Source organism: Asticcacaulis solisilvae (assembly GCF_017875235.1).
Classification (GTDB): Bacteria; Pseudomonadota; Alphaproteobacteria; order Caulobacterales; family Caulobacteraceae; genus Asticcacaulis; species Asticcacaulis solisilvae_A.
Genome location: NZ_JAGGMI010000001.1, coordinates 336,864 through 362,000, shown reverse-complemented (window position 1 = coordinate 362,000; position 25,137 = coordinate 336,864). Strand labels below are relative to the sequence as shown.

Annotated in this window: 25 protein-coding genes; 19 read left to right on the top strand and 6 right to left on the bottom strand. The window is 63.3% G+C overall.

From position 1 onward, the window contains the following. Nucleotides 1-2: 2 nt before the first annotated feature. The 6 genes from J2X24_RS01715 to J2X24_RS01690 all read right to left on the bottom strand — a co-directional run bounded on the left by J2X24_RS01715 (nucleotide 3) and on the right by J2X24_RS01690 (nucleotide 6,841). On the bottom strand, nucleotides 3-1,355 hold the full coding sequence (locus J2X24_RS01715) for a M28 family metallopeptidase (protein ID WP_209715664.1): 1,353 nt from the start codon (nucleotides 1,353-1,355) through the stop codon (nucleotides 3-5). Between the two features lie 437 nt (nucleotides 1,356-1,792). Then, on the bottom strand, nucleotides 1,793-2,875 hold the full coding sequence (locus J2X24_RS01710; protein WP_209715661.1) for a DUF2336 domain-containing protein: 1,083 nt from the start codon (nucleotides 2,873-2,875) through the stop codon (nucleotides 1,793-1,795). Beyond that, the gene (locus tag J2X24_RS01705) at nucleotides 2,876-3,919 is read right to left on the bottom strand and encodes a hypothetical protein (RefSeq protein WP_209715657.1); all 1,044 of its coding nucleotides are present in this window, start codon (nucleotides 3,917-3,919) and stop codon (nucleotides 2,876-2,878) included. Between the two features lie 125 nt (nucleotides 3,920-4,044). Then, complete coding sequence (locus J2X24_RS01700; RefSeq protein ID WP_209715655.1) at nucleotides 4,045-5,853, bottom strand: ABC-F family ATP-binding cassette domain-containing protein; 1,809 nt, start codon at nucleotides 5,851-5,853, stop codon at nucleotides 4,045-4,047. Nucleotides 5,854-5,960: 107 nt separating this feature from the next. Further along, entirely contained in the window at nucleotides 5,961-6,539 is a 579-nt protein-coding gene (locus J2X24_RS01695) for a hypothetical protein (RefSeq protein WP_209715653.1), read from the bottom strand. After that, complete coding sequence (locus J2X24_RS01690; RefSeq protein ID WP_209715651.1) at nucleotides 6,536-6,841, bottom strand: PadR family transcriptional regulator; 306 nt, start codon at nucleotides 6,839-6,841, stop codon at nucleotides 6,536-6,538. The genes J2X24_RS01695 and J2X24_RS01690 overlap by 4 nt, the downstream gene beginning before the upstream one ends. 150 nt (nucleotides 6,842-6,991) lie before the next feature. On the opposite strand from J2X24_RS01690, the gene J2X24_RS01685 reads away from it, so the two are divergent. The 19 genes from J2X24_RS01685 (at nucleotide 6,992) to J2X24_RS01595 (ending at nucleotide 25,072) form a co-directional block, all read left to right on the top strand. Beyond that, nucleotides 6,992-7,741 (top strand): DUF6683 family protein, encoded by a 750-nt coding sequence (locus tag J2X24_RS01685; RefSeq protein WP_209715649.1) that lies wholly within the window; start codon nucleotides 6,992-6,994, stop codon nucleotides 7,739-7,741. A 59-nt stretch (nucleotides 7,742-7,800) separates the two neighbouring features. Continuing rightward, nucleotides 7,801-8,136 (top strand): hypothetical protein, encoded by a 336-nt coding sequence (locus J2X24_RS01680; protein ID WP_209715647.1) that lies wholly within the window; start codon nucleotides 7,801-7,803, stop codon nucleotides 8,134-8,136. A 98-nt stretch (nucleotides 8,137-8,234) separates the two neighbouring features. Further along, nucleotides 8,235-8,429 carry a hypothetical protein gene (locus tag J2X24_RS01675; protein ID WP_209715644.1) on the top strand — a complete coding sequence of 65 codons (195 nt, stop codon included), beginning with the start codon at nucleotides 8,235-8,237 and terminating at the stop codon, nucleotides 8,427-8,429. Between the two features lie 82 nt (nucleotides 8,430-8,511). Then, nucleotides 8,512-9,021, top strand: a complete 510-nt coding sequence (locus tag J2X24_RS01670) for a YcgN family cysteine cluster protein (RefSeq protein ID WP_209715641.1) — start codon at nucleotides 8,512-8,514, stop codon at nucleotides 9,019-9,021. A gap of 73 nt (nucleotides 9,022-9,094) precedes the next feature. Beyond that, on the top strand, nucleotides 9,095-9,865 hold the full coding sequence (gene xth, locus J2X24_RS01665) for an exodeoxyribonuclease III (RefSeq protein ID WP_209715638.1): 771 nt from the start codon (nucleotides 9,095-9,097) through the stop codon (nucleotides 9,863-9,865). Nucleotides 9,866-10,066: 201 nt separating this feature from the next. Beyond that, nucleotides 10,067-10,318: a hypothetical protein gene (locus J2X24_RS01660; RefSeq protein ID WP_209715635.1), complete on the top strand. Its 252-nt coding sequence runs from the start codon at nucleotides 10,067-10,069 to the stop codon at nucleotides 10,316-10,318. Next, nucleotides 10,311-11,291, top strand: a complete 981-nt coding sequence (locus tag J2X24_RS01655) for a DnaJ C-terminal domain-containing protein (protein ID WP_209715633.1) — start codon at nucleotides 10,311-10,313, stop codon at nucleotides 11,289-11,291. The genes J2X24_RS01660 and J2X24_RS01655 overlap by 8 nt, the downstream gene beginning before the upstream one ends. 196 nt (nucleotides 11,292-11,487) lie before the next feature. Then, nucleotides 11,488-11,910, top strand: a complete 423-nt coding sequence (locus J2X24_RS01650) for a hypothetical protein (RefSeq protein WP_209715630.1) — start codon at nucleotides 11,488-11,490, stop codon at nucleotides 11,908-11,910. A gap of 20 nt (nucleotides 11,911-11,930) precedes the next feature. Continuing rightward, complete coding sequence (locus J2X24_RS01645; protein WP_209715627.1) at nucleotides 11,931-12,611, top strand: response regulator transcription factor; 681 nt, start codon at nucleotides 11,931-11,933, stop codon at nucleotides 12,609-12,611. A gap of 184 nt (nucleotides 12,612-12,795) precedes the next feature. Further along, complete coding sequence (locus J2X24_RS01640; RefSeq protein ID WP_310002370.1) at nucleotides 12,796-14,205, top strand: sensor histidine kinase; 1,410 nt, start codon at nucleotides 12,796-12,798, stop codon at nucleotides 14,203-14,205. A 196-nt stretch (nucleotides 14,206-14,401) separates the two neighbouring features. After that, a complete protein-coding gene (locus J2X24_RS01635) occupies nucleotides 14,402-15,757 on the top strand; it encodes a hypothetical protein (RefSeq protein WP_209715621.1) in 1,356 nt (451 codons plus the stop codon). 132 nt (nucleotides 15,758-15,889) lie between these two features. Continuing rightward, nucleotides 15,890-16,114, top strand: coding sequence for a ribbon-helix-helix domain-containing protein (locus J2X24_RS01630; RefSeq protein ID WP_209715617.1), 225 nt, complete (start codon nucleotides 15,890-15,892; stop codon nucleotides 16,112-16,114). Between the two features lie 76 nt (nucleotides 16,115-16,190). Next, the gene (ccmI, locus tag J2X24_RS01625; protein ID WP_209715614.1) at nucleotides 16,191-17,285 is read left to right on the top strand and encodes a c-type cytochrome biogenesis protein CcmI; all 1,095 of its coding nucleotides are present in this window, start codon (nucleotides 16,191-16,193) and stop codon (nucleotides 17,283-17,285) included. A gap of 20 nt (nucleotides 17,286-17,305) precedes the next feature. Beyond that, nucleotides 17,306-17,791 (top strand): cytochrome c maturation protein CcmE, encoded by a 486-nt coding sequence (gene ccmE, locus J2X24_RS01620; protein WP_209716431.1) that lies wholly within the window; start codon nucleotides 17,306-17,308, stop codon nucleotides 17,789-17,791. A gap of 265 nt (nucleotides 17,792-18,056) precedes the next feature. Further along, a complete protein-coding gene (locus J2X24_RS01615; RefSeq protein WP_209715611.1) occupies nucleotides 18,057-20,048 on the top strand; it encodes a heme lyase CcmF/NrfE family subunit in 1,992 nt (663 codons plus the stop codon). Between the two features lie 206 nt (nucleotides 20,049-20,254). Beyond that, entirely contained in the window at nucleotides 20,255-20,704 is a 450-nt protein-coding gene (locus J2X24_RS01610) for a cytochrome c-type biogenesis protein (protein WP_209715608.1), read from the top strand. A gap of 173 nt (nucleotides 20,705-20,877) precedes the next feature. Beyond that, on the top strand, nucleotides 20,878-22,434 hold the full coding sequence (locus tag J2X24_RS01605) for a Do family serine endopeptidase (RefSeq protein WP_209715605.1): 1,557 nt from the start codon (nucleotides 20,878-20,880) through the stop codon (nucleotides 22,432-22,434). A gap of 232 nt (nucleotides 22,435-22,666) precedes the next feature. Continuing rightward, nucleotides 22,667-23,338, top strand: coding sequence for a response regulator transcription factor (locus tag J2X24_RS01600; protein WP_209715601.1), 672 nt, complete (start codon nucleotides 22,667-22,669; stop codon nucleotides 23,336-23,338). A gap of 237 nt (nucleotides 23,339-23,575) precedes the next feature. After that, on the top strand, nucleotides 23,576-25,072 hold the full coding sequence (locus tag J2X24_RS01595) for a sensor histidine kinase (protein WP_209715597.1): 1,497 nt from the start codon (nucleotides 23,576-23,578) through the stop codon (nucleotides 25,070-25,072). Nucleotides 25,073-25,137: the final 65 nt, after the last annotated feature.

Below are 25,137 nucleotides of genomic sequence, written 5' to 3'. Positions count from 1 at the left end.
CCTTATTTGGCAACGGGCTTGCCGCCCGGTTTCCATTGCGGAACGTAGTCGCTGTTGGCCAGCCAGCGCGCCGGGGCGATCAGCGACTGGATGGCGCTGGTCATGAAATCGATATTCAGGTTGGCGACCGTATCTTGCGGGCTGTGGTAATTCGGCGTTGTCGCCCAGCCTGAGACCGTATGGGCAACAATGCCCTGCAGCGCCAGCTGATAGTTGTCGGAGCGCTCGAAGAAACGATATTCCGGATAGGGGTCGGCCGTCACCTGGGCGCCCTGCGCCTTCATCGTCTCGCCGAAATCCGACCGTTCGAAACCCGTCATCATCAACGTATTGGCCGGCAGTTTCGGGTCCTGGGCACCGATCATCTCGAATTCGAGATTGGCGATAATGTCCTTGAGCGGCACCGGCGGGTTCTTGGCGAAGTAAAGCGAGCCCAGCAACCCCAGCTCTTCCGCGCCGTACGCCACAAACATGACGCTGCGCCTCGGTGGCTTGCCGGCTGCCAGGGCCCGGGCGATTTCAAGCACGGCGGTAGTGCCCGACGCGTCGTCATTGGCGCCGTAAACGACAGTGTCGCCCTTGACGCCAAGGGCGTCCAGGTGCGCGGTATAGAGGATGGTGCCGGCCGACAGGTCGGATCCCTGAAGGTAGCCAATGGCGTTGGTCGTCTGGCTGCGCGTCTTGATGATTTCGGGCAGGGTCAGGACCGTGTCCGCCCCATCCCTGGCCAACCGGTCATAGGTGGCGGCGGGCAGGATGGCGATGGCCATGCCGGGTTTGGCGGGCGGGTCGCTTTCCAGGTAGGCGGACATGCCCGTCGTCTTGCCGCCGGCTTCCCAGTACTTTTTCGTGTCGTCGCTTTCGCGCAGGATGATCAGCTTCGCACCCTTGGCGCGCGCGGCGCGTGTCAGGCCCGGCAGGGGCGTCTTCGCGCCCGGTGTCGCCATGATGACGTCGGCGGCCGACATGGTCTTGGTGTCTTCACCTGTGAAGACCTTGATCTTGCCGGAGATATTGTTGCCGGATGAGCTCAGGAGCTGGACGCCGTCAACCGCCTGGCCGCCGATGGACAGCGTGACCGGGCCTTCGAGACGCGGCTGGATAACCCAGGCGGTCTGCAGGTAGCCGGTCATGCCCGGTGCGGGCTTCAGGCCGAAGCCTTCGAACTGCGAGGCGATATAGGCGGCGGCGATGGCCTCGTCGCGGGTGGCGCTGCCGCGGCCCTGGAGCGCTTCGGACGCCAGGAAGTTTTCGTGGGCGCTGACCCACTCGCGTTTGACGGTCCAAGTCTCGGCAAGGGCGGGAGAGGCAAAGGCAAGCGTCAGCGCGGCGGCGCAGAGAAAAGGAGAACGCAAGGTCGGGAGTCCTGAAATGGTTTCAGCCGACACTGTGTCGGACGCGGCGCGAAGCGTCAAGCGGAGTTGGCCCCGCCCTCCATCTGTTCCGCAGATGGTCCCTCCTCTTCATAAATGGGGAGGGCGAAGAAGGTGCCAACGTGTCTCAAATCGCTATGGAGATTAACGGAGCAATCATGAATACGAAAAAGCACCTCGCCCTCCCCATTTATGGGGAGGGGGGACCGCCGAAGGCGGTGGGCGGGGCCTTTGAAAGATGAAACAGACTTTATCTTGCGGAGTTCTACGAGATACCGTGGCGTTTGAGCGCGACCTCTAACAGAGCTTGCATTGTAGCTACGGGTTATGGCGAACCCTAATTGGCCCCGCCCACCGCAGCAAGCTGCGGTCCCCCCTCCCCATAAATGGGGAGGGCGAAGTGCTAAGTGCTCAGCTTTTTACGCCGCGTGGCCTTCGGCGCGGCGCATGCGCCAGAAACGGATGGTGCGCTGTGCCGTGTCCAGCGGCAGCTGCATGTAGAGCTGGCCGTATTCGGCCGCCTTGCCCATGGCATTCTGCTGATCCGACAGCATGATCATGGCGTAGGTCAGGAACAGGGCCTTGTCGAGGCCCGCCGCCTTGCACGCTATGGCGAGCGCGTCGATCTCCTTCTTTTCGACCAGGTGCCTGGCGGTCAGGAAGTCGATGTCCGCCATCTGCGACAGGGCGCACAGGAAATAGGTCGGGTTGGGATCGCGCATATACTTGGCCAGAAGCTGTGGCGTCAGGCGCTGGTTCTGGCGCAGCACCGTCACATCGGCATTGATGCGCTCATAATCTTCCGGGAAGCTGCCATAGGCGACGGCGACCTTATCGCGGCTTTTCGAAATGGCCTTTTCGACCATCGACGGATCGAGCTTGGCGTTTTCGGCGATGATGCGTTCGCGCAGGCGCTGTTCGACGACGAAATACATGTCGTTCATCAGGTCCGCCGGAAGATCCTTGCGGTTGACGACGACCTCGTGCAGGGCCGGATTGGCCTGGGCGCGCTGGACGGCTTCCTCGTTCGAGGCCCGCGACAGGCGCGCGCCGTCGTTGCTGAGCAGGGTATGCAGGGTGTCGTCGTCGCCCCGGGTCACGATGACGCCCGAGACGCTTTCCGGCACTTCGTCGCGGCGCGACACAGCGCGCATGTGTTCCTGGCCCTTGGTCTGGACGACGTGCAGTAGGTCGCTTTCCGACAGGGCCTTGGAACGCGTGAGAATCGGTTCGGCGACGTCGATATCGTCGGTGGCCAGACGGCGCAGGAGGCCCAGCGGCGCGACCTTCGCCGACGCCAGGGTATTGGCGATTTCGGCCCGGACCATGATTTCCATCTCGGCCGACAGCTGGCTCATGACCTGGTCATAGAGCGCCATTTCCGGGCCTTCGATCTCCTCCGGATGCGCCATGAAGATGCTGGTCACCTGACGCAGCAGTTCACGGCGCTTCGCGCTGGACGGCTCCTTGGCAAGCTCGATGAGGCTGAGAAGGGACGACATTTACTTTCCTTCGGACTTCGCCTTGGGGGCCTTGCCGTTTTCCTTGGCAGTGTCCTTGGCGGGTGTTTTCGGCGCGGCTTCGTCGGCGTGCAGGTCGGCGCCATCCAGGATGGTGCCGTTGCTTTCGGGGGAGACGGTGATCGGGTCGGGCTGCAGGCCGTACATGCGGTGCAGGCTGTACAAACGCGGTGCATCGCCTTCGTCCTTGTAGGTCTCGCCCGGGATGAAGACGTGGTCGGTCTCGTGGACGGCCAGCTGTTCGGACGGCTCCGGCGCGGTGGCATCGTCTTCCGCTTTCTGACGCGCCAGATCACGGGCCTGGGCAGCGCGGGCGGCCTTGATCTGGGCGGCGTACTTGCTGGTGGCCGGGACCTGGTAGCCGTTATCCTGCGCAGGGGCCGGCTGGGGCGGTGTCTGGTTTTGGCTTTGGCTCTGGGGCTTGGACGCGGCGGCGACCGCCTGCGGAGCGACGGTGACGGGCTTGGCGGCCGTCAGAGGCGTTGGCGTGCTGACCGATGCCGTGTGGGCTTCAGGCGGGCGCGGGGGCGCAGCCGGCTTGGCGACGGACAGGATCGGCGGCGGCGGAGGCGTGGGGTCGACGATCGCTGTCTGTGGCGCCGGTGCGGCGGGCAGGGGCTGGACCGTAACGGATCTCGGTGTTTCAGGACGCGACGCGACGGCTTGAACCGGTTGAGCCGGCGCGGTTTGCGCATGGGTGGGCTGATAGGGGCGCGGGCCTTCGCTGGTCGCCTGAGGCTTGGTGGCCGGGGGCTGTGGCGCCGGTTGCGGCAGGGCCTGCGGCGCCTTTTTCGCCGGCCAGTTCAGGTTGCGGCGGAAGGGATCGCCGACCTGGCCGTAGGGGGAGGGAGGAGCCGGATAGGCCATGGCCGCAGGGGTATCGTCGCCCTGCGGCTCGGAGGCGGGCGCGGTCTTGTTCTGCCAGGTCAGGTAGGTTCCGGCGCTGTCCGCCAGCGCGCAGGCGGGCAGGACGACGGTTACGGCCAGGACGGCGTAACAGGTATAACGGAACGTAGGCGCTGGCATTCTGACCCGGACGCGAAGAGTTGCAACGCCGTGAGCATACTTTACGCCGCTTAATAGAGCGCTAATGCTGAAAGAACAGCGGATTCCTCCACAGGCACGCCGTGTGGTGCGGCCTTACCTTTGCTTTAACCCGCCAGGCTTTCGCGCTTTTCTTCCAGTTCCAGCCACTCCATCTCGCCGTTTTCCAGGTCGGACCGCAGCTGGTCGAGCTTTTTCATGGTGGCGTCGAAGGTCTTGGGATCGCGGCTGTAGAGCGTCGCGTCATCCAGGACCGTCTCGAGCTTCTTGATCTCGACCGTCCACTTCGGCATCAGCTGGTTGAGGTCTTCGAGGCGCTTCTGGTCCTTGTAGCTCAGCTTCTTTGGCGCGGACTTGACCGGGGCCGGCGCAGCCTTTGGCGCATCGGCCTTGATCTTCTGCGCTTCCTTCTGTGAGATTTCGGCGAAGAAGTCCGGGTTCTGGCGGATGAAGTCCTGCCAGCCGCCGGGCGTTTCCGCCGTCTTGCCGTCGCCGTTAAGTGCAAGCGTCGAAGTCGCCAGCCGGTCGATAAAGTCGCGGTCGTGGCTGACCAGGATCAGCGTGCCGTCATAGTCGGCCAGCAGGTCCTCGAGCAGGTCCAGCGTGTCCATGTCGAGGTCGTTGGTCGGTTCGTCGAGGACCAGCAGATTGGTCGCTTTCGCCAGGGCACGCGCCAGCTGCAGGCGGTTGCGCTCCCCGCCAGACAGCGACTTCACCGGCTGGCGCAACTGCTTTTCGCGGAACAGGAAGTCCTTGGCGTAGGCGGCGACGTGGCGCGGCTGGCCACGCACCATGATCGAGTCCGAACCCGAATTGGCCAGCACGTCCCACAGGGTCTCGTCGCCCTTGAGCGCGTCGCGGCCCTGGTCGAGATAGGCGACGTCGAGATTGGTGCCGAGCTTGATTTCGCCCGAGTCAGCCGGAATCTGGCCGATCAGCAGCTTGACCAGGGTCGACTTGCCGGCGCCGTTAGGGCCGACAATGGCCAGCCGGTCGCCGCGGATGATGCGCGTCGAGAAGTTCTTCAGCAGGGTCTTGTCGCCGAACGATTTCGAGATGCCGCGCAGTTCGGCCACCAGCTTGCCGGAGGTCGCGCCCGAGTCGATGACGATCTCCATCGGCTTGTCCATCAGCTTCATGCGTTCGGCATGGTCGCGGCGCATCGCTTCCAGGCGTGCGGCGCGGCCTTCGTTGCGGGTGCGCTGGGCGGTGATCGAGCGGTAGAAGGTATAGGTTTCGCGCTCGATCGCCTTTTCCAGGCGGCGTAAAGACTCGGCGGTCTCCGCCTCCATCTTGGCCTGCCACTCGTCGAAGCCTTTATAGCCTTCGTCGCGGCGCAGGATGCGGCGTTCATACAGCCAGTAGCAGCGCTGGGTCACGCGCTCCAGGAAGGTGCGGTCGTGGCTGACGATCAGGGCGGCGCCACGAAACGCGCGAAGCCGGTCTTCCAGCGTCTCGATGGCGAAGATGTCGAGGTGGTTGGTCGGCTCGTCGAGGAAGATCAGGTCGGGATCTTCGGCGAATGCCTTGGCCAGGGCGGCGCGGCGCTTTTCACCGCCTGACATCGAGGTGGTCGGGCCCGACGGATCGATGCCGAAGGCCCACAGTTCGGATTCGGCCGTATAGTGTTCCGCCCCGCCCGAGCACGCCCAGTCGAGGATGGTGTCGCCCTTGGGTTCCGGTTCCTGCAGCACGTGCGCGAAGCGGATGCCTTGCTGCATGTAGCGTTCGCCTGAATCAGGCTCGATCAGGCCGGACAGCATGCGCATCAGGGTCGACTTGCCGGCGCCGTTGCGGCCGACCAGGCAGGCGCGGACACGCGGTTCAAGCGCGATATCGACACCGTCAAACAAAGGCGTCATGCCGTCCATCAAGCGGACGTCTTTGAGGGCGAGCAGGGGGGGCTTGGAACTCATGCTCGGGGGTTTAACGTTTGGACGTAACGAATGGAAGCCCCTCACCCGATCGGCTTCGCAAAAAGCTCGCCTCTCGTCCTCTCCCCTCAAGAGGGGAGAGGTGAAAGCTATGCGATTGCCGGTTTTTTCGGCGCCTGTTCCAGCCACGCAAACAGCCATGCCGCGCCCATCAGCATGGAGATGGGGACGAACGGCCAGGCGAATGAGATGACTATGGTCCCCGATGCCAATTTACCCATTATCATTCCAGCAAGACCGAATATCGTCAGGGCCAGGGCCGGCACCGCAGCGGCGGCGCAGGCCCAGAGGAATGGCCTGGGCCGCCAGAACACCAGAAAACATGCCGCGGCCAGATGGCTTAGCCCCATGCTTACTTGCCAGCCGAGGAGGAAGGGCAGGTGTAGTGGCGGGTTATCGCGTCCCATGCCATTGCTTGTGAAATACAGGAATGCCAAAGCGTACAGCACCGTAACGAGGCCAACGCCAAGGCGGCCAGCAAATACAAAAGCCTTCATGAAGGTAATCCTTTCAGACAGGGCGGCCCACAGGCAGCCGGCGGCAAAGAGAATAGCGTCCCGGGGGTTATCGATGGCGGCGACTTCGGCGGCCATGGCCTCGCCCCAGGCGCGGCGGTGGGGGGGCAGGATGCGGGCGGCCCATCGGGCGATGGTAACGGCGAGGCTCATGCTTCGGCCTCGCGCAGGCCTGCGGGTGCAAGCGTTTCAGCTTCGCGTTCGGCGGCCAGGGCCTGGCCTTGCGCGGTCAGGCGATAGGCATGGCGTGGCGGCTTTCCGGGCTGAAGCGGCTTGCGCCATTCCGTCTCAAGCAGGCCCTGGTCGGCCAGCCGGATAAGCAGCGGATAGAGCGTGCCGGATTTCAGGCCGGTTTCCTTTGACAAGTCATAGCCGTGGCGCCAGGCCTGAGGCTGGGCGAAAAGGGTGGCCAGGACCGTGCGGGTCTGGGGCGATATGTTCGGGCGTCTGGGCATGCGTATATGTCAACATATGTAGAGTTTTAAGTCAATGGATAAACTCTACATATGTTGGCCTCGATCGCGAGCCGGAAGTAAAAAAGCGGTAATTGGCCGGACAAGGCGGGCGGGCTATGGGTTGGTGGTTACCAAGACAGGAGAGCCGCCATGCCCCGATCGTTCTTGCGTATCCTCAGTCTGGCCCTGTCCCTCTGCCTGCCATTGACCGGAACGGCCAGGGCCCAGGACCTCAACATGTACAGCGTCATTCCCCACGACTATGTGATGAATGACATTCTCAACCGGCAAAGGATTGAGGCCGCCATCAGCCAGCCGCTGGACGGGCCTTCGAAGCGCACCGTGCCTGTGCCGAAGGCCGCGCCGCCTCAGGCCAGCAGCAGCGGGCCTACGACCTATGCGCGTTCACCCGAGATCAGCCGCAAGGTCGAGGCGGAGTTCGTAGCTCAGATTCGCGAGCGCGCCGGTCATGAGCCTGCCGCGCAGATCGACTCTATTCTGAAAAGCAATGATGCGGTCGCCAGCTGGGCTTCGATCATGGCTGACGACGGTTTAAGGCCGGGCGATATAACCGATGCCTTCGCCGGCTATTGGGTGTTGAACTGGGCCATGGCCAATGGCACCGACAGCACGAAGGTCCAAACCCTGGCGGTCCGCGACCAGGTCAGGCCGATCATGGCGGTCTATGGCGGCTTAAGTGATGCCCGCAAGCAGGAACTGGCCGAAACCTTTATGCTGAACACCTTGTTGCAGCACGCCGCGTATGTCGATGCCATGAAGCGCGGTGATACGGCGACCCTGCGGAAGTTGGGTGACGCCGCCGAAGCCCGCTTCCGCGCCGACATGGGTATAGGCCTGCGCAACCTGAAACTGACCACCAAGGGCTTTGTGCCGGCCTGAGGGTTGATATCGCGTCCTTATGCCGGGCGGGCGTACAGTTTTCCGGAAAGGAGATCGTCATGACCGATGCCGCAAAAACCGAGACCCGCGCGACCGATACCGATGTCGACGTCGCTGAACACGCCGAACGCCAGCAGGCGCAGAACCAGCCCGATCCATTTCCCGAAGAGGGGACCGATGACAAGACGGTCCAGGGGCCGGCGCGCGGCGACCAGCCCCTGAGCGAAGGCGAGGCCCTGCGCGCCACCAAGGCGGTGATCGCCGCCGGCCTGTCGGGTGGCGGCAAGACCAGCGCCGACTGGCCGGACGGACAGCCCGCCGAAGCTTTGGATGACGGCACCAACAAGCCCGGCGGCGCGGCCGATAGTTCCGGCAAGCCCCAGCCCGGCTTATGATTTTCTGATGAACCGCGAATGTGTCCTTCGCGGCGGTCTTATCCCCTCCGGTGCTAGGGTTCTGAGGTCAATCGCTATCGCTTCAGGAGATGACTGCCATGCAAACCTTGGACACCGCCGTCAAGGATACCCCGCAACAGGCTCGTGAAATCAAGGGCCTGCCCTTTTCCGAGCACCTTAACAAGCTGCCCGCCCCGGTAAAGGACTTCATTGCCCGCCGCCCAGGTACTGCCGTCGGCATAGCCGCCCTGGCGGGCCTGGCCCTGCTGGTTGCCAAGCGCCGGCCGGCATAATTCATATCAGGGCCGCCTCATAGGCGGCCCTTATCAATTTGTGGGTAGTGCATATTTGTTGATAGCGGACTATATAGCCGCGATGAGTGACAGTGCTTTACCCGCCACCCCTTTCTGGGAAACCAAGACCCTCGCGCAGATGAACGCCCAGGAATGGGAATCCCTGTGCGACGGCTGCGGGTTGTGCTGCCTGGTGCGCTTCGAGGACGAAGAAACACTGGAGGTCATTCCGACCCGCGTCCACTGCAAGCTGTTCGACAGCGAATTGTGCCGGTGTTCCGACTATGCCAACCGCAAGAAATATGTGCCGGACTGCATCAAGCTGACGCCCGGCAATATCGAGGCGCTGGAATGGATGCCGATGTCGTGCGCCTATCGCCGGCTGCATGAAGGCAAGCCCCTGCCGCGCTGGCATCACCTGATCACCGGTGACCGCGAGACGGTACACAGGGCGGGCGTATCCGTGCGGGGCCAGACCATTTCCGAAGTCGCCCTGCCCGATGTCGAGGACGCGCTCGACTTCGCCGCCTGGGACCTGAGCGAGGACCGTTCGGACTGGCCATGCGATATTGACGAGGATGAGACCACGTAGCCTTACTCCCGTTTGACTTTGCAGGCCGCGTGCCGTGTTTCGCGCTTACGCGCGGCGGCGTTCAATCCGGCCCATGAAAATCGCGACCTATAATGTCAACGGCGTCAATGGCCGTCTGCCGGTCCTGCTGCGCTGGCTGGAGGAGGCGCAACCCGATGCGGTCTGCCTGCAGGAACTGAAGGCGCCCGACGAGAAGTTTCCGGAAAAGGCGCTGGAAGACGCCGGTTACGGCGCCATCTGGCACGGGCAGAAGTCGTGGAACGGCGTCGCGATTCTTGCGCGCGGTAAGGCGCCGGTCGAGACGCGACGTGGCCTGCCGGGCGAGGACGAGGACACCCATAGCCGCTATATCGAAGCGGCCGTGAACGGCGTCCTGATCGGCTGTCTCTATCTGCCGAACGGGAACCCCTGGCCGGGGCCAAAGTTCGATTACAAGCTGCGCTGGTTCGAACGGCTGAAGCGCCACGCGAAGGACCTGCTCGACAGCGGCGCGCCGGTGGTGCTGGCCGGCGATTACAATGTCATGCCGACCGACATCGACGTCTATGCGCCGGAGCGGTGGCAGGACGACGCCCTGTTTCGCGACGAGGTGCGCGAAGCTTTTGCGTCACTCGTGGCGCAGGGCTGGACGGATGCCCTGCGCAAGCTGCATCCGGACGAGCGAATCTACACCTTCTGGGATTATCTGCGGAAACGCTGGGAGCGGAATGCGGGCCTGCGAATCGACCATTTCCTGCTCAGTCCGGACGTGGCCAAACGCCTGAAGCAGGCAGAGGTCGACCGCCATGTGCGCGGCTGGGAAAAGACCAGCGACCACGCGCCGGTGTGGATCGCCCTGCGTTAACCGGGTTCATGTCCGGTTCAGCTTGGCGGGCCTAGCCTCCAGAAGGACGGTGCCGTGAAGCTGCCGGGAGTGCGGAGCCGTCTGACAGGAAGGGCTCAAACGCCATGAAAAGAATTGTTGTGCTTATGCTCGCTTCGGCCTGTGTGCTGACGCTGTCCGGTTGCGCGCATGATTATTACGGCGGCGGCGACTGGGGGCGGCATGGCCGCCACCGTGACCGCGACCATGACCGCGGCGACCGGCATGACCGGGACAGGGGTGACCGCCACGACCGGGATCATGACCGCGGCGGCCACCGCGATCGCGATCGGCATTAAACTACGAATAGGCGAATTCGGCCGGCGGCCCGGCGATTTGTCCGGCCGGCGGTTTCGCGCGCCGCGCTTGCCTCTTGAAAAGTTTGTCTGTAGGACAAAATTTGTCGCGCAGGAGGACTTTTACAACAGTGGCTAACGACCCTTACGTTGAACTGGGCGTCACGCGCGGCGCCAGCGACGCCGAAATCCAGAAAGCGTTCCGAAAACTGGCCAAGGAACTGCATCCCGACCAGAACAAGGGCAACAAGGCGACCGAAGAACGCTTCAAGCGTATCACGGCCGCCTATGATTTCCTGAAGGACGCCGACAAGCGCAAGCGCTTCGACCGGGGCGAGATCGACGCCGACGGCCGGGAGATCTATCGCGGCTTCGGCGGCGGCGCGGGCCCAGGTGGCGGCTTTGGCGGTGGCGGGACGTCAGGCCGCTTCGAAGGCATGGATTTCGAGGACATATTCGACATGTTCGGCGCCGGCGGCCGGCGCGGCGCCGGCGGTGCGGGCGGCGGCGCGGGTGGCTTTGGCGGTTCGCCCTTCGGTTCACCTCCGCCATCCAAGGGCAACGACGTTAAGGTCAAGCTGGATATCGACCTGCTCGATACGATTGTCGGCAATACGCGCCGTGTCCTGTTCTCGGACGGACGCACGGTCGACGTCAACATCCCCAAAGGCGCGCGCGACGGCCAGATGCTCAGGCTGAAAGGGCAGGGCTCTCCCGCGCCCGGCGGCAGGGGATCGCCCGGTGATGCGATGATCGAACTGCGCGTCAAGGAACATCCGGTCTTCCGGCTGGAAGGTAACGACCTGCACATGGACCTGTTCGTCTCGCTGCCCGATGCGCTGCTGGGTGGCAAGGTCCAGGCGCCGACGCCCGACGGTCCGGTCAGCGTCAATATCGCCGCCGGCACCAATTCCGGCGCGACGCTGCGACTGAAAGGCCGGGGCGCGTTCCATAAGGACAATGAACGCGGCGACCTGTTCGCCCATATCGCCATTGCCCTCCCGGACGGCCAGGCGGAAAAGATGCCGGACGACGTCCGCAAGGATCTTATGGCGCTGGCCGAACGCTGGCGGGCCGTGGCGCCCTACACGCCGAGCCTGCGCAAGAAATGAGCGTTACGGAGCGATTATTCTCCTGCAACGCGAAATTTTTTGCAGGCTTACATAGCGTCATATAACGACTGATGTCTAAGTCATTGTTTTACTGTGGTCTTATGCATGACATGGCCCGGTAATTTTTTGCATCCCGGGCTATGTCTGATCGGGTTGTTCAGCTAAGGTTCAGGTCTGCGGCCTTATTGTCGGGAACATGAAACGGATTCTCGCTCTTTTCTGTCTGGCTCTGACTGTCGCGCCTGTGGGCGCGCAGGCTGACACCCTGCACGATTTGGTGCAGGGGCTCGACACCGCCGTTGTCGTCAAGATTGGCGGCGATCAGGAACGGCGCCGGCCGGGACGCGACCGGGATGATCGCGATGATCGGGGCAACAATGGCGGCAGCAACTGGCGCGACAGCCGTGACAACGATCGTGGCGGCGCCGCCCGGCGTGAGGACCGCAATGACGGCCGTATCGGCCAAGCCATGGCCATCGCACGCAGTCGTGGCTTTCGCGTGCTCGATGCGGGGCAACAGAGCGGCTCGATCTTTTGGGTGCGCGCTGCTGCGCCGGACGGCCGCCGCGTCGACCTCTTGGTCGATGCTGACTCCGGTCGTATAGTCGGCGAAAGATAATCACAGAAAGAGACGACGATTTGCGTATTCTGCTTGCCGAAGACGATCCCGACCTGTCGCGTCAGTTGAAAGCCTCCCTCAGCGATGCCGGCTACGTGGTCGACCACGCGCCGGACGGCGAAGAGGCGCACTTCCTGGGCGATACCGAACCTTACGACTGCATCATTCTCGACCTGGGCCTGCCCAAGATCGACGGCGTATCCGTGCTGGAACGCTGGCGGCGTGAAGGCAAGACGACCCCCGTGCTGATCCTGACGGCGCGCGGCGCCTGGAGCGACAAGGTGTCGGGCTTCGACGCCGGCGCCGACGACTACCTGACCAAGCCGTTCCATACCGAAGAGCTGCTGGCCCGCCTGCGCGCCCTGGTCCGCCGCGCCGCCGGCCACGCCCAGCCGCTGCTGACCTGCGGGGGCTTGCGGCTGGACCCGCGCGCCGCCCGTGCCTCGGTCAATGGCGAGCCGCTGCGCCTGACTTCGCTGGAATACCGGTTGCTGCACTATCTCATGTTGCACCAGAACCGCGTGATCTCGCGCACCGAACTGGTCGAACACCTGTACGATCAGGATTTCGACCGCGATTCCAACACGATCGAAGTGTTCATGGGGCGGCTGCGCAAAAAGATCGGCAATGACCGGATCGAAACCGTGCGCGGGCTGGGCTATCGTTTGAAGCCCCTGCATGGCGAAGTGGAAAACCTGTGAGGGCAGGGGCGTGGGCCAGCTTACGGTTTAGCCCCGCCTACCATCTGCTCCGCAGATGGTCCCTGCGCTTGCGAAAGCTATACTTTCGCTGCGCTTACCCCATGAATGGGGAGGGCGAAATTTTCCCAATTCGTTGTGTGTTTCAATGACGGACGCGCCTCCCCTCGCGAAGGAAACGGAGCGTGTGCGCGGCTTCTGGCGGCTGATCTCCAGCCGCAGCAATTCGCTGGTCGGGCGGCTGATCCGCCTGGCCGCCGTCTGGTTTATCTTCATGCTGGTCATGACCGGCATCGCCCTGACCTACTACTTTCATGAAACGGCGCTGCGCCGGTTCGAACTGGGGGTCGGCCAGATCGCCGACAACCTCTATGTCGATACCGATGTGGCCAGCGATGGCCGCATTGTCACGCCGCCGTTCTTCGACACCCGCACCAACCGCGTTTATTCCGGCCTCTACTGGCAGGTCAGCGAGATCGCCAAGGACGGCAAGGTCAGCGATGCGGCCCGTTCGCGGTCGCTGTGGAACGCGCGCATTCCCATCCCGGCGGAAATCCTGGCCGAGGTGCGCGGCACTTCTGGAAAGCCTGTGTTTTACAACAGTTTCGGCCCCCAGGACGAGGCGCTGCGCGTGGCGGCGATCTTTTCGATGATCGATGGCCGCGCCTTCGTCTTCGTCGCCGCCGAGGACCGCCGTCCGATGGACAAGCAGGTTGAAACCTTCGCCCTGATGACGACCCTGGCCCTGCTGCTGCTGGCGATCGGGTCGCTGCTGGCCATCTATTTCCAGGTGCGTTTCGGCCTGCGCCCCCTGTTCGACCTGACGGGAGAGATCGCTGCCATCCAGCGTGGCGAACAGCAACGCCTGCTGAAGACCTATCCGGCCGAGATCACCCCGGTCGGCCGCCAGATCAATGCCTTCCTTGACGACGCCCAGGAGATGATGGAGCGCCAGCGCATGCACGTCGGCAACCTGGCCCACGCGCTGAAGACGCCTCTGTCGGTGCTGCTGACGGCGGCCGATACCACGGATGGATCGCTTAACGAGTTAGTGCGCAAGCAGACCGAAGCCATGCGCGCGCAGGTCGACCATCACCTGCGCCGCGCCCGCGCCGCCGCCCGCGCCCAGTCGATGGGCGAACGCACCCAGGTCGAGCCGGTGCTGGACGAGCTGGCCGTCATGCTGGAGCAGGTCTTTCATGACAAGGGCGTGGTCATCGACTGGCGCGCGCCGGAAAGCCTGATGTTCCGGGGTGAAAAGCAGGACCTGCAGGAAATCGCCGGCAATCTGCTGGAAAACGCCTGCATCTGGTGCAAGCGGCGGGTGCGGATCACCGCCGAATTTTCCGAGGCCGAGCATGTCATGGCGCTCAATATCGAGGATGACGGCCCGGGGCTTGACGAGGCGCGCTTCGACGAGGTGCTGAAGCGTGGCGCGCGGCTGGACGAAAGCGTACCGGGAACGGGGCTTGGGCTGTCGATCGTCGATGAACTGGTGCGGGCATACAGCGGCACGCTGAAGTTCGAACGCTCGACCCTGGGAGGGCTGAAAGTCCGTATTCGCCTGCCGGGCGGCGTCCAGGATCTGGAGGCGTAGGGGGCGGTCCGCCCATTGTGGTTAAGTGCACTTTGGCACACAAATAGTTCAGTCTTGTCGGTAACTTAAAGAAATGAACTGCCATTTTGGTTACCCGCTACCGTCAGAGAAAATTAACCAGATATCTCTAAAGATTTTCGTCTGACACAGTCGGCACTTTTCTGCGTACTACGGCTGCCGGGGACTATTCCATCCAATGAGCGTGATAGCGGACAAGCGGCTGGTATTGCTGAAAGGCCTGATCAAGACCTTGCCTCAGGCGTCGCTGCGTTCGCTCGAACTGGCCCTGGGCTTGACAAAGGACGAGGCGCTGATCGAAGTCCGCGAACTTATCAGCATCGAACTCGAGTTCCGCTACGCCAGGGAAGCCGTCTTCGCGCCCTACCTGCCGCTGTTCGAAACGCGACACGACGGCCTGAACGCCGTCGAATTCCCCCACTGGCTGCTCGATAATCTGTGGCGCGCGCTGGAAAGCCATGAGCCCGAACTCTATCAGCAGTCGCGTTTCGCCCTGCGCGGCCTGCGCGCCGAAGATCCGACGCCGGTCGTCTTCTTCCGGCTGGTAACCTCCGCCGCCGCCATCTGCCGCGACCATCCGGGTGACGTGCTGCCCAAGTCGCCGGCGCGTGGTGACGCGGAGGAAGTGGCGGAATTCGCCCACTATCTGGACCTGCACCGCATCGTGCGCAACGTCCTGGCCAAGCTGCCGGATTTCCTGGGCCGCATCGACGCCGAAAAGGCCGCGGCGCTGCGCCTGATGTTCAAAGACGCCTGCGCCATTTCCGAAGAGGGCGGCATGCGCTTCATGGAGGTCATCTTCTCGAACCTCGAGGACGGCGCCCAGATCATCAAGTTCATCGCCACCGTTTCCGACCGTCCCAATGACCGGTTCCTGGCTGAGTCGGAACTGGCCGATTTCGGAGAGCGCATCCTGGAGCGTATCGAGGAGGGACTTGCCGATCTCAAGGCGGCTTTCGGCGGCAAGGGCGAGCCACAGCCCGACGCCGGCCTGCGCGTGGCGCAAAGTGTCGGGCAGTTGCAATCTTTCAGCCACTATATCGAACTGACGCGTGATGGTCCGTGGAGCAAGCGCGTGGCGGAGGCGAGCAAGCAGATCGCCGGGCTGGTCGAAAGCCGTCTCAAGGGCGCCGAGCGCATCTTCGAGGACACGCTGGTCATGAGGTCCGAGCGCGTCTACGGCCGCGTCAAGAAGGACGTGCCGAAGATGGACAAGTATCCGAAGCCGGAAGTTGTCGATCGCGCGCGCAACTGCGCCGCCTTTGTGCGTGAGGTGCGCGCCACCGCCAATGCCGGCGGCTTCGCCACACTGCATACCAAGACGGTGCAGGCGCTCGAGGCACAACTCGACGCCTATTTCGAGGCCCTGCTTGACGTCGCCAACGGCGAGGATCCGTTCGACAGCGAACAGGTCATGAGCTTCTTCGAGCTGGTGACTGACCTGATGGAGGCCCTGTGCGGCGAGGAAAAGGCCGTTGTCGGGCGCCGCCGCGTGGCGTCTTCCAACGTCCTGAACCCGCCGAAAGTGGCGTAAGCGGCTCAGGCACGGTTAATTTTCTCTTAACGCTAGACGGCGCGTATGACGGTTCCCGTGCGGATTTAATCGTTTTGCGGGTGGCCGTGCGCGGCGGCTAAAGGTCGGGGGCATTCCTTACAAAGCCCCGCCATGATCACACTGACGCTCGGTACGCACTACGAAGAGTTTATCCGGCAGCAACTGGCGGCCGGGCATTTCGACACCCCTTCCGACCTGATGCGCGAGGCCTTGCGCCTGATGGAAGAGCGCCAGCCGAAACTGCCGGGTGGCCCTTCGCCCGACCGTCCGCTCGGCGTGCGTGAAACCCGTTCGATCTTCGCGCAGGTCCGCAGTCAGTTGCGCGTGCAGTCGTAAGACATAGTCGGTAATATTGTCGCACGACGCGCCGGGGTCTTGGCTTTGACATAATTTGCTCTATGTCAGGGGACCTATGATCGGTCTTGTCCTCACCTGCGTCGTCATTGCCGCCGCGCTCATTGCTATCGTGGGCCTGTGGCACCGCCGCGCGCCGGCCATCGACGCCCTGGCTTTGGCCAAGGCGCAGTATGAAGGCTTTGTCGTTGATGTCGAACGACGCGAAGGCCGTGGCGACATCGACGCCGAACTGGCCAATGAGGAGCGCGTCGAGGCCGCCCGTGCGCTTCTGAAGGCGGAGGCGGCGGCGACACCTGCCTACAGCCTCAAACCCGCCCATGCGGCGATTGGCGCGTTTGCCGTAGCCGGCATCAGTTTCGCGCTCTACGCGCTCTATATCGGACACCCGGAACTGGGCGACCAGCCCTACGAAACGCGCGTCGTGCAGTGGACCGACGCGGCACGGCGGAACATCGACAGCCTGCCGCCCGAGGCCCTGTCGGCTGTCCTGCATCGCCGCGCATCCGAGCCGGATAACGTCAAGAACCCCGACTTCTGGCTGTTCCTCGGCAAGGTCGACATGATGGCCGGACGTTATTACGAAGCCGCCAAGGCGTTCGATACCTCGATGAAGCTGTCCCCCAAGACCTTCACCGGCTGGTCGGATCTTGGCGAAGCGCTCTATTTCGTCGCCGGCGGTTCAGTCGGTCCGGATTCGCAAAAGGCCTTCGACCTGGCGCTGGCGCAGGACCCGAAGGACGCGCGCGCACACTACTATCTTGGCCGCCGCGATCTCGACCAGGGGCGCTACGACAGCGCGCGGGCGCACTTCGTGACGGCGAAGGCGGCGCTGGCTGTCGACGATATCCGCCAGAACGCCATCGCCGAACAGCTTGCGGCCGTTGAGACGGCGCAATCGGGCGAAGCGGCGGCCAGGACGCGCATCGCCGGCATGGTGGCGGCGCTGGAGGCGCAACTGACTGAGCAGCCTGACAATGCGGACGGCTGGGCGCGGCTGCTGCGCTCCTACGACGTGATGGGCGACGCGGCCGGCAAGGCCCGGGTACTAAAGGAGATGCAGGCGCACTATCGCGACCGGCCGCAAGTGGCGGCGGACATCGTGCAGAAGTCGAAAGGCGCCGTCGGCGCCGAGAATACGGGAGGCCAATAATGGGCCAAATCCTGCAAAAGATGTGGCCTAAATCGGTCAAAGCCAGGCGGCGTTTGACAATATTTCTGATCGCCGCGCCGCTGCTGGTTGCGGCGGCGGCCTTGAGCCTTTATGCGCTCAAGGGTACGGCGATCTACTTCTATACGCCGGCCCAGATGATCGAGGCCAAGGTCAGGACCGGTGAGGTTGTGCGGCTGGGCGGTCTGGTCAAGGCCGGCAGCGTCACCAAACTGGCCGACGGCTCGGTGAAATTTACCGTCATGGACAAGCTCAAAGAGATCGAGGTCGCCTATAAGGGCGACCTGCCGGATCTGTTCCGCGAAGGGCAGGGCGTGGTTTGCGAGGGCGAGGTGACGGCGTCGGGCCTGCGCGCCACCCAGGTCCTGGCGAAACACGACGAGACCTACATGCCCAAGAACGTCAAGGAAGAGCTGGAGCGGCAGGGCGAATGGCGGCCGGACGCCAAACCGGCCGAGCCCAAGGCGGATCGGCCGTTCGGGACATGATAATGATCGACACGGCTTTTCTTCGCCCTCCCCATTTATGGGGTAAGTGCAGCGAAAGTATAGCTTTCGCAAGCGCAGGGACCGCCGAAGGCGGTGGGCGGGGCTATCGTCTGCCTGAACCAGAAGGTCGTCGGTTATTTAGAAATTGTCATGGGAGACAGCCCCTCCCACCATTCGCTCCGCTCATGGTCCCCATCACGGGCGAAAGCTATACTTTCGCTACCGCTCTGCCCCATAAATGGGGTGAGCGAAAGAAAGATGTCGCATGACCTTTCTGAACGAAATCGGTGTGTTCGCGCTTGTCTGCGCCTTTGTGCTCAGCGTCGCGCAGGTGGCTCTGGTCGCGGCCGGGCAGTGGAAGCGCCTAAGCGGCATTGAGCGCTATTCTGAAGGCGTGTCGCTGGCAGCGGCGCTCAGCCTGATCCTGTCGTTTGCCATCCTGATCGCCGCCTTTGTCCGTTCGGACTTCTCGGTAGTGAACGTCTACGAACACTCCCACACCGACAAGCCGCTGCTCTACAAGATCTCCGGCGCCTGGGGCTCGCACGAAGGCTCGATGCTGTTGTGGTGCGTCATCATGCTCAGCTTCGGCGCGCTGATCACGCTTTTGGGGCGCGGCCTGCCCGACAGCTTGAAACACAAGGCGTTGGGCATCCAGGGCCTGCTCGGCGCTGCCTTTGTCGGCTTTACGCTGTTCAGCTCCAACCCGCTCGGCCGCCTGGCGGAGGCGCCGCTACAGGGGCGTTCGCTCAATCCGGCGCTCCAGGACCCGGCGCTCGCCTTTCACCCGCCCATGCTCTATCTCGGCTATGTCGGCCTGTCGGTGGTCTTTTCCTTCGCCGTCGCCGCGCTGATCGAAGGGCGGCTCGATCGCGCCTGGGCGCGCTGGGTCAGGCCGTGGGTGCTGGCCGCCTGGGTCTGCCTGACTATTGGTATCACGCTCGGCGCCTACTGGGCCTATTATGAGCTCGGCTGGGGCGGCTGGTGGGCGTGGGACCCGGTTGAAAACGCCTCCTTCATGCCGTGGCTGGCGGCGACCGCTTTGCTTCACAGCGCTATCGTCATGGAAAAACGCGACGCCCTGAAGGCATGGACGGTGTTCCTGGCGATCCTCGCCTTCACCTTCTCGATGATGGGGGCCTTCCTGGTGCGCTCGGGGCTTCTGACGTCGGTGCACGCCTTTGCCGTCGATCCGCAGCGCGGCATCCTGCTGCTCACCATCCTGTTCGTGACGGCGGGCCTGGGCTTCGCGCTGTTCGCCCTGCGTGTGCCGGAATTGAAGCCCGGGGGCCTGTTCGCGGCCGTCTCGCGCGAGGCGTCTTTGGTGCTCAATAACCTGCTGCTGTCGGCGGCGCTACTGTCGGTGTTCCTGGGCACGCTTTATCCGCTGTTGATGCAGGCGCTTGTCGACAAGGCCATGTCGGTCGGCGGGCCCTATTACCTGGCGGTCTTCGGGCCGATCATGCTGGCGGCCATCGCGATTATCCCGATATCGCAACTGATGTCGTGGAAGCGCAGCGACCTGAAGGGCGTGGTCCAACGCCTGGGCCTGGCCTTTGGCGTGGCGTGTTTGAGCGCCGCCATCGGTTCGCTGTTCTACGGCGGGGCAGGAGTATGGAAGCAGGTGACCTTCTTTGTCGGGCTTCTGGCCGGCTTCTGGCTAATCTGGGGATCTTTGCGTCTGCTGATGGAGCGTGTCGGGTTTGGTGCCGCGGCGTGGCGCAAGTTTACCGCCCTGCCGCTGGCAACCCACGGCATGATCCTGGCGCATGTCGGCCTGGGTATTTTTGTCCTGGGCGCCGTCGTCGAAGGCCATTCGCGCATCAGCATCCAGCAGGGCATGCAGGTCGGTGATACGGTCAGGCTGGCGGGTTACGAGATGACCTTTACCGGCACCTATCGTCAGGATGGCGCCAACTACGATGCCCAGGGCGGGATATTCGTCATCGAAAAGAATGGCCGTCAGGTCTGCGAGGCGCGGCCGCAGCGGCGCTTCTATCCGGCTTCGGGGTCGATGCAGAGCAAGGTCTGGCTGTGCTTCGAGCCGCTGAACGATCTTTATGTGGTATTGTCCCAGCCGCAGGAAAGCGTGGGCGGCAAGCCTGTGTGGCAAGTGCGCTGGTTCTATAATCCGTGGGTGCGGCTGATCTTCCTGGGGCCGGTGCTGATGGCGCTGGGCGGGGTGTTGTCGCTGTTCGACCGGCGGTTACGGCTGGGTGTGGCGACGAAGGCCCGCAAGCTCAAGGAAGCTGTTTAATGAACAGGAAGCGGCAGGACAGAGTCACTTCGCCCTCCCCATTCATGGGGAGGGGGGACCATCTGCGGAGCAGATGGTGGGCGGGGCCCACCCCTGTTTCCCAATGTTTGACGGTAGTTATCGCTGCGCTGGCGGTCAGCCCCGCCCACCGCTCGCTCCGCTCACGGTCCCCCCTTCCCATGAATGGGGAGGGCGAAAGACGGTCAATGTCCTTGTTGGCGGTCTTGTTTCTCCTGCTCCTTCTCCCCTTCACCGCCCACGCCGACGCCGCCCACGCCGACGCCGCCCACGACGAAGCCCGCGCAAAGGCCCTCTATCGCGAAGTGCGCTGCGTCGCCTGCCAGAGCCAGGACATCGCCGATTCCGACGCCGCCATCGCTGCGGACATGCGCCGGGAAATCCGCGAGGAGATCGCGCAAGGCCGCAGTGATGCGGAAATCCGGGCGGGACTGTCAGCGCGCTATGGCGACTATGTTCTGTTCAGGCCGCGATTCTCGCTCGGTAACCTGCTGCTGTGGAGCCTGCCACCGCTCATCCTGGTCGGCGGAATAGCTGTCTTCGTCGCCATATCCCGCCGCAGGGGCGCTGCCCGCGATTACGTGCTCAGCGAGGCCGAGGAGGCGCGTCTGCGCGACATCCTGAAGAACGACCGCTAAGCGTGCAGAAAAACTACGAAAGTTTTCGGAATGTCACGATTTTGCCTCAGCGATGGTTATAGTCGATAAGGACCTGATTTTTGTGCGCGGGGGAGGTTGTATTCCCCTGGCGAAACGCTCAGATTGGTGCGGAAACGCCCGCACCCAACCCTAATAAGGAACAGTGAAGTACCATGGGGAAAAATACCTTTAGTGCTTTCTTCAAAAACCGCTCGACCGTCGCGGGCGCCGTTGCCGGCCTGGCGCTGGGCGCAGGCGTTGCCGCCGCCGCAATGTCGGGCTTCAATGGCCAGGCGCCGGGCATTGGCTATGACGGCGCCCAGTTGATCCGCGCTGCCGACCTGACCCCGGTCAAGCCGCCCAATGGCGCGCCCATGTCCTTCGCCGACATGATCGAGCGCGTGTCGCCGGCCGTCGTCTCCATCGAGACCAAGGGCAAGATGAAGGTGCCGACGGGCATTCCGGCGCTCCCGGGCTTCGATTTCCCCGGCCAGGACGACGACACCCCGGGCGGTCGCGAACAGGAAGTGCGCGGCGCCGGTTCGGGCTTCTTCATCTCGGCCGACGGCTATGTCGTCACCAACAACCACGTCATCCAGGGCGCAGACGACATTACCGTCAAGCTGACCAATGACAAGGAACTGAAGGCCAGGGTCATCGGCCGCGATCCGGCGACCGACCTGGCCGTGCTCAAGGTCGAAGGCCACGACTTCCCGTTCGTGCGCTGGGAACTGGAAAAGAAGCCGCGCGTCGGCGACTGGGTCGTCGCCGTCGGCAACCCGTTCAACTTCTCCAACACCGCCACCGCCGGCATCGTTTCGGCCTATGGCCGCGACCTGCGTGAATCGGGCACCAGCTATATCGATTACCTGCAGATCGACGCCGCCATCAACCGGGGCAATTCGGGCGGCCCGACCTTTGACCTCTATGGCCGCGTGATCGGCGTCAACACCGCCATCGTCACGCCGTCGGGCGCCAATGCCGGTGTCGGCTTCGCCATTCCGGCCGATATCGCCAACCGCATCACCTCGCAGCTGATCCGCGGCGTGAAGATCGAACGCGGCTATATCGGCGTCACCATTTCGCCGGTGACCCCGGAAAATGCCGAGGCGTTGGGCGTCACGGATACGACGGGCGCCTACATCACCGAGACGACCAAGGCAGGTCCTGCCGACAAGGCTGGCGTCCAGGCGGGCGATATCGTCCGCACCGTCAATGGCCAGCCGGTCAAGAGCCCGACCGAGCTGACGCGCCGCATCGCCGACGTCAAGGTCGGTGAGAAGGTGACATTGGGTGTGGTCCGCGGCGGCAAGGTGGTCAACCTGACCCTGACTGCGGCGCTGCGTCCCAGCGAGGAAGACCTGGCCAAGGGCCTGAACGGTGGCGACACCGGTCCGGAATCGCCGGGCGCAGAATCGACCGGCACGCCGTCGGTCATGGGTATGAGCGTCAAGCCTCTGACACCGGAAAACCGCCGGACCTACGGCCTCGACGCGGATATCAGGGGCGTGGTCATCACCAACGTCGACATGAACAGTGACGGCGGCCAAAAGGGTCTCAAGCCCGGCGACGTTATCGTTCTGGCCGACCAGCGTCCGGTCGCCACCCAGGCTGACTTTGCCAAGGTGGTCGATGAGTTGAAGAAGGCGGGCCGCCCGTCCATCCTGCTGCTGATCAGCCGCGATGGCCGTAACCTGCCGCTGCCCCTGTCGCTGAAAGACGCGAAGTAAGCTTACGGACCATGTCTGCAGAAAGCCCTCCGGCGACGGAGGGCTTTTTTGTTTCCCGAAGGCTTAATTGCGAATATTTAACGGGCTTGCGAAGATGATCCGCGCTAAAGCACGATGACGGGTCGTCATAATGCTTTAGCCTTTTGTTTGTCGCGATATTTCGCCGAAAACCGCTCACACTTTTCGGCATATCGCTTTAAACACGTTTCAGAAATAACGGAAAGAGTCGCACATGCAGGTCCTGATTGTCGAAGATGACATGGAAGCCGCCCTCAACATGCAGAAGGGCCTGAAGGAGGCCGGCATCGAGGCACGCCTGGCCGGGGACGGCCAGCAGGGACTGGAGGCGATCCGTCAGCAGGCGCCCGACGTCATTATTCTCGACCGCATGATGCCGGTCATGGACGGCGTCAGCATGCTGACGCAACTGCGCGCCGAAGGCGTCGATACGCCGGTCCTGTTCCTGTCGGCCCTGGGGGAACTTGAAGACCGCGTGTCGGGCCTGCGCGCCGGCGCGGATGACTATCTGGTCAAGCCCTATGCCCTGCCGGAACTCTTGGCGCGGGTAGAGGCCCTGGCGCGGCGCAAGGAAAAGGACCAGGTCGAAACCATCCTGCGCGTCGGCGACCTGGAAATGAACCTGATCTCGCGCCAGGTGAAGCGCCAGACGACGCTCATCGACCTGCAGCCGCGTGAGTTCCAGTTGCTGGAATTCCTGATGCGCCACGCCGGCCAGAGCGTCACGCGCACCATGCTGCTGGAAAAGGTCTGGGCCTATCATTTCGACCCCCAGACCAATGTCATCGACGTGCACATTTCCCGGCTGCGCTCGAAGCTCGACAAGGGTTTCGACCGGCCCATGCTGCACACGGTGCGCGGTGAGGGGTATCAGTTAAAGGCGTGACGGTAGTAGGAATGGACAGTTTTTCGCCCCCCCCATTCATGTGGAGGGGGGACCATCTGCGAAGCAGATGGCGGGCGGGGCCTGACCATGCTTGCCTCACGCTTTATTCTGCCAAATTTGCCCATGTAACCTTGGATCCTTTGCAAGAGGCCCCGCCCACCATCCTTCGGATGGTCCCCCCTCCCCATGAATGGGGAGGGCGAAATGATAGTCACTCGGCTTTGTGGGGTACGCTCCATGCCCAGTAGCCTCCTGTCCAATCTGCGCCAGAACCTGTCGGATTTCTGGAACCTGACATTCTTCCGGCCGAACGTCTTTCGCCAGACGCCGTTCCGCCTGACCCTCGTCTTCCTGAGTGTCTACCTGTTCGTCGCCATGCTGGTCTTCGGCTATATCTGGCTGGCGACGTCGACGGAATCGCGCGCCTGGGGCAACAGTTCGATCGATGCGCGCGTCAAGGTGCTCAAGGACCTCGATCAGAGCCAGGGCCACGCCGCCGTCGTCGGCAAGATACTGAGCGACGAGGCGGTCGAATGGGGCTTCGCCAAGGGCGTGTTCGATTCGTCGGGCACCATCCTGGCCCAGAACACCCGCACCAAGATGGAAGGCCGCGACCTGCCCGATGAGATCATCCGCCGCGGCATGGAAAATCTCGACAAGGAGGCGACCTCCTTCAACCTGACCTATTCGTCGCCTAATACGCCGGGCAACTGCTGCCGTTTCCAGGGGCGGATCGTCCGTTTCGACGACGACTTCTACGTCTTCGTCGCCATGGACATGTCGTGGGCCGACCACGGCTTCCAGCAGGAGGTCAACGCCGCGATCGGTGGCGGCGTGCTGGTCATCCTGCTTGGCCTGTTCGCCGGTACCCTGATCAACCAGGAAGTGACGCGCTCGGTCACCCGTGTCACCAATGTCCTCAGCCAGGTACAGGAAGGCGACCTCAAGGCGCGCATCGCGGTGCGCGAGACCGGTGACGAGTTCGACGCCCTGGCCGCGCGCATTAACCAGACGCTCGACCGGATGGAAAAGACGATGGGCAATCTCAAATATGCCGGGGACGCCATCGCCCACGATTTGAGATCGCCGTTGTCGCGCCTGCGCTCAAAGCTTGAGGTGTCGCTGTTCGAGGTCGACCGCGATCCGTCGCAGGCCCACGACGCCCTGCAAAAGGCGCTGGACGAGACCGATCAACTGCTGCGCACCTTCCACACCGTCTTCGCCATTTCACGGCTGCAGGCGGCCGGCCAGGCGCCCGACCAGGTCCTGTTCCCGGCCAGCGACCTGGCCAACGACATGGCTGAATTGTACGAAGCCGTGGCGGCCGACAAGGGGCTGGAGTTCGAAGCCGAGATCGAACCCAATGTCCGAGTGCTGGGCAATCGCGATTTTCTGGCCCAGGCCCTGGCCAATCTGCTCGACAATGCGGTGAAATATACGGCCGCGGGCGGCATCACCTTCCGCCTGCGCAGGACCTCGCAGCGCGAAGTCGAATTCTCGATCACCGACACGGGGCCGGGCGTGCCCGAAAAGGACCGCCCGCGCATCGCCGAGCGCTTTGTCCGCCTGGAAAACAGCCGGTCTCTGCCGGGCGTGGGCCTCGGTCTGGCCATGGTCGAAGCCGTCGCCGTGGCGCACAAGGGCCGGCTGACGATCGACGAGGGGCCTGGCGTGTTCGACGGCAATGGGCCGGGCTTGCGCACGGCTTTGGTATTGCCGCCGCTGCAAGGGTAGGCCGGTCCGAGCATATGGCTTTGCGAAATCCCTGAATCGTTGCAAACCATAGCTCTTGCGGGCCG

What these genes read in the sequence shown, in the direction of transcription:
- J2X24_RS01630 (WP_209715617.1), top strand. Translation starts at nt 15,890, where the DNA reads ATGATCACACTGACGCTCGGTACGCACTACGAAGAGTTTATCCGGCAG.
- J2X24_RS01650 (WP_209715630.1), top strand. Translation starts at nt 11,488, where the DNA reads ATGAAACGGATTCTCGCTCTTTTCTGTCTGGCTCTGACTGTCGCGCCT.
- J2X24_RS01670 (WP_209715641.1), top strand. Translation starts at nt 8,512, where the DNA reads ATGAGTGACAGTGCTTTACCCGCCACCCCTTTCTGGGAAACCAAGACC.
- J2X24_RS01635 (WP_209715621.1), top strand. Translation starts at nt 14,402, where the DNA reads ATGAGCGTGATAGCGGACAAGCGGCTGGTATTGCTGAAAGGCCTGATC.
- J2X24_RS01610 (WP_209715608.1), top strand. Translation starts at nt 20,255, where the DNA reads ATGTCCTTGTTGGCGGTCTTGTTTCTCCTGCTCCTTCTCCCCTTCACC.
- ccmI (WP_209715614.1), top strand. Translation starts at nt 16,191, where the DNA reads ATGATCGGTCTTGTCCTCACCTGCGTCGTCATTGCCGCCGCGCTCATT.
- J2X24_RS01675 (WP_209715644.1), top strand. Translation starts at nt 8,235, where the DNA reads ATGCAAACCTTGGACACCGCCGTCAAGGATACCCCGCAACAGGCTCGT.
- J2X24_RS01600 (WP_209715601.1), top strand. Translation starts at nt 22,667, where the DNA reads ATGCAGGTCCTGATTGTCGAAGATGACATGGAAGCCGCCCTCAACATG.
- J2X24_RS01680 (WP_209715647.1), top strand. Translation starts at nt 7,801, where the DNA reads ATGACCGATGCCGCAAAAACCGAGACCCGCGCGACCGATACCGATGTC.
- J2X24_RS01595 (WP_209715597.1), top strand. Translation starts at nt 23,576, where the DNA reads ATGCCCAGTAGCCTCCTGTCCAATCTGCGCCAGAACCTGTCGGATTTC.
- ccmE (WP_209716431.1), top strand. Translation starts at nt 17,306, where the DNA reads ATGTGGCCTAAATCGGTCAAAGCCAGGCGGCGTTTGACAATATTTCTG.
- J2X24_RS01700 (WP_209715655.1), bottom strand. Translation starts at nt 5,853, where the DNA reads ATGAGTTCCAAGCCCCCCCTGCTCGCCCTCAAAGACGTCCGCTTGATG.
- J2X24_RS01615 (WP_209715611.1), top strand. Translation starts at nt 18,057, where the DNA reads ATGACCTTTCTGAACGAAATCGGTGTGTTCGCGCTTGTCTGCGCCTTT.
- J2X24_RS01695 (WP_209715653.1), bottom strand. Translation starts at nt 6,539, where the DNA reads ATGAGCCTCGCCGTTACCATCGCCCGATGGGCCGCCCGCATCCTGCCC.
- J2X24_RS01685 (WP_209715649.1), top strand. Translation starts at nt 6,992, where the DNA reads ATGCCCCGATCGTTCTTGCGTATCCTCAGTCTGGCCCTGTCCCTCTGC.
- J2X24_RS01705 (WP_209715657.1), bottom strand. Translation starts at nt 3,919, where the DNA reads ATGCCAGCGCCTACGTTCCGTTATACCTGTTACGCCGTCCTGGCCGTA.
- J2X24_RS01660 (WP_209715635.1), top strand. Translation starts at nt 10,067, where the DNA reads ATGGCCGCCACCGTGACCGCGACCATGACCGCGGCGACCGGCATGACC.
- xth (WP_209715638.1), top strand. Translation starts at nt 9,095, where the DNA reads ATGAAAATCGCGACCTATAATGTCAACGGCGTCAATGGCCGTCTGCCG.
- J2X24_RS01710 (WP_209715661.1), bottom strand. Translation starts at nt 2,875, where the DNA reads ATGTCGTCCCTTCTCAGCCTCATCGAGCTTGCCAAGGAGCCGTCCAGC.
- J2X24_RS01690 (WP_209715651.1), bottom strand. Translation starts at nt 6,841, where the DNA reads ATGCCCAGACGCCCGAACATATCGCCCCAGACCCGCACGGTCCTGGCC.
- J2X24_RS01605 (WP_209715605.1), top strand. Translation starts at nt 20,878, where the DNA reads ATGGGGAAAAATACCTTTAGTGCTTTCTTCAAAAACCGCTCGACCGTC.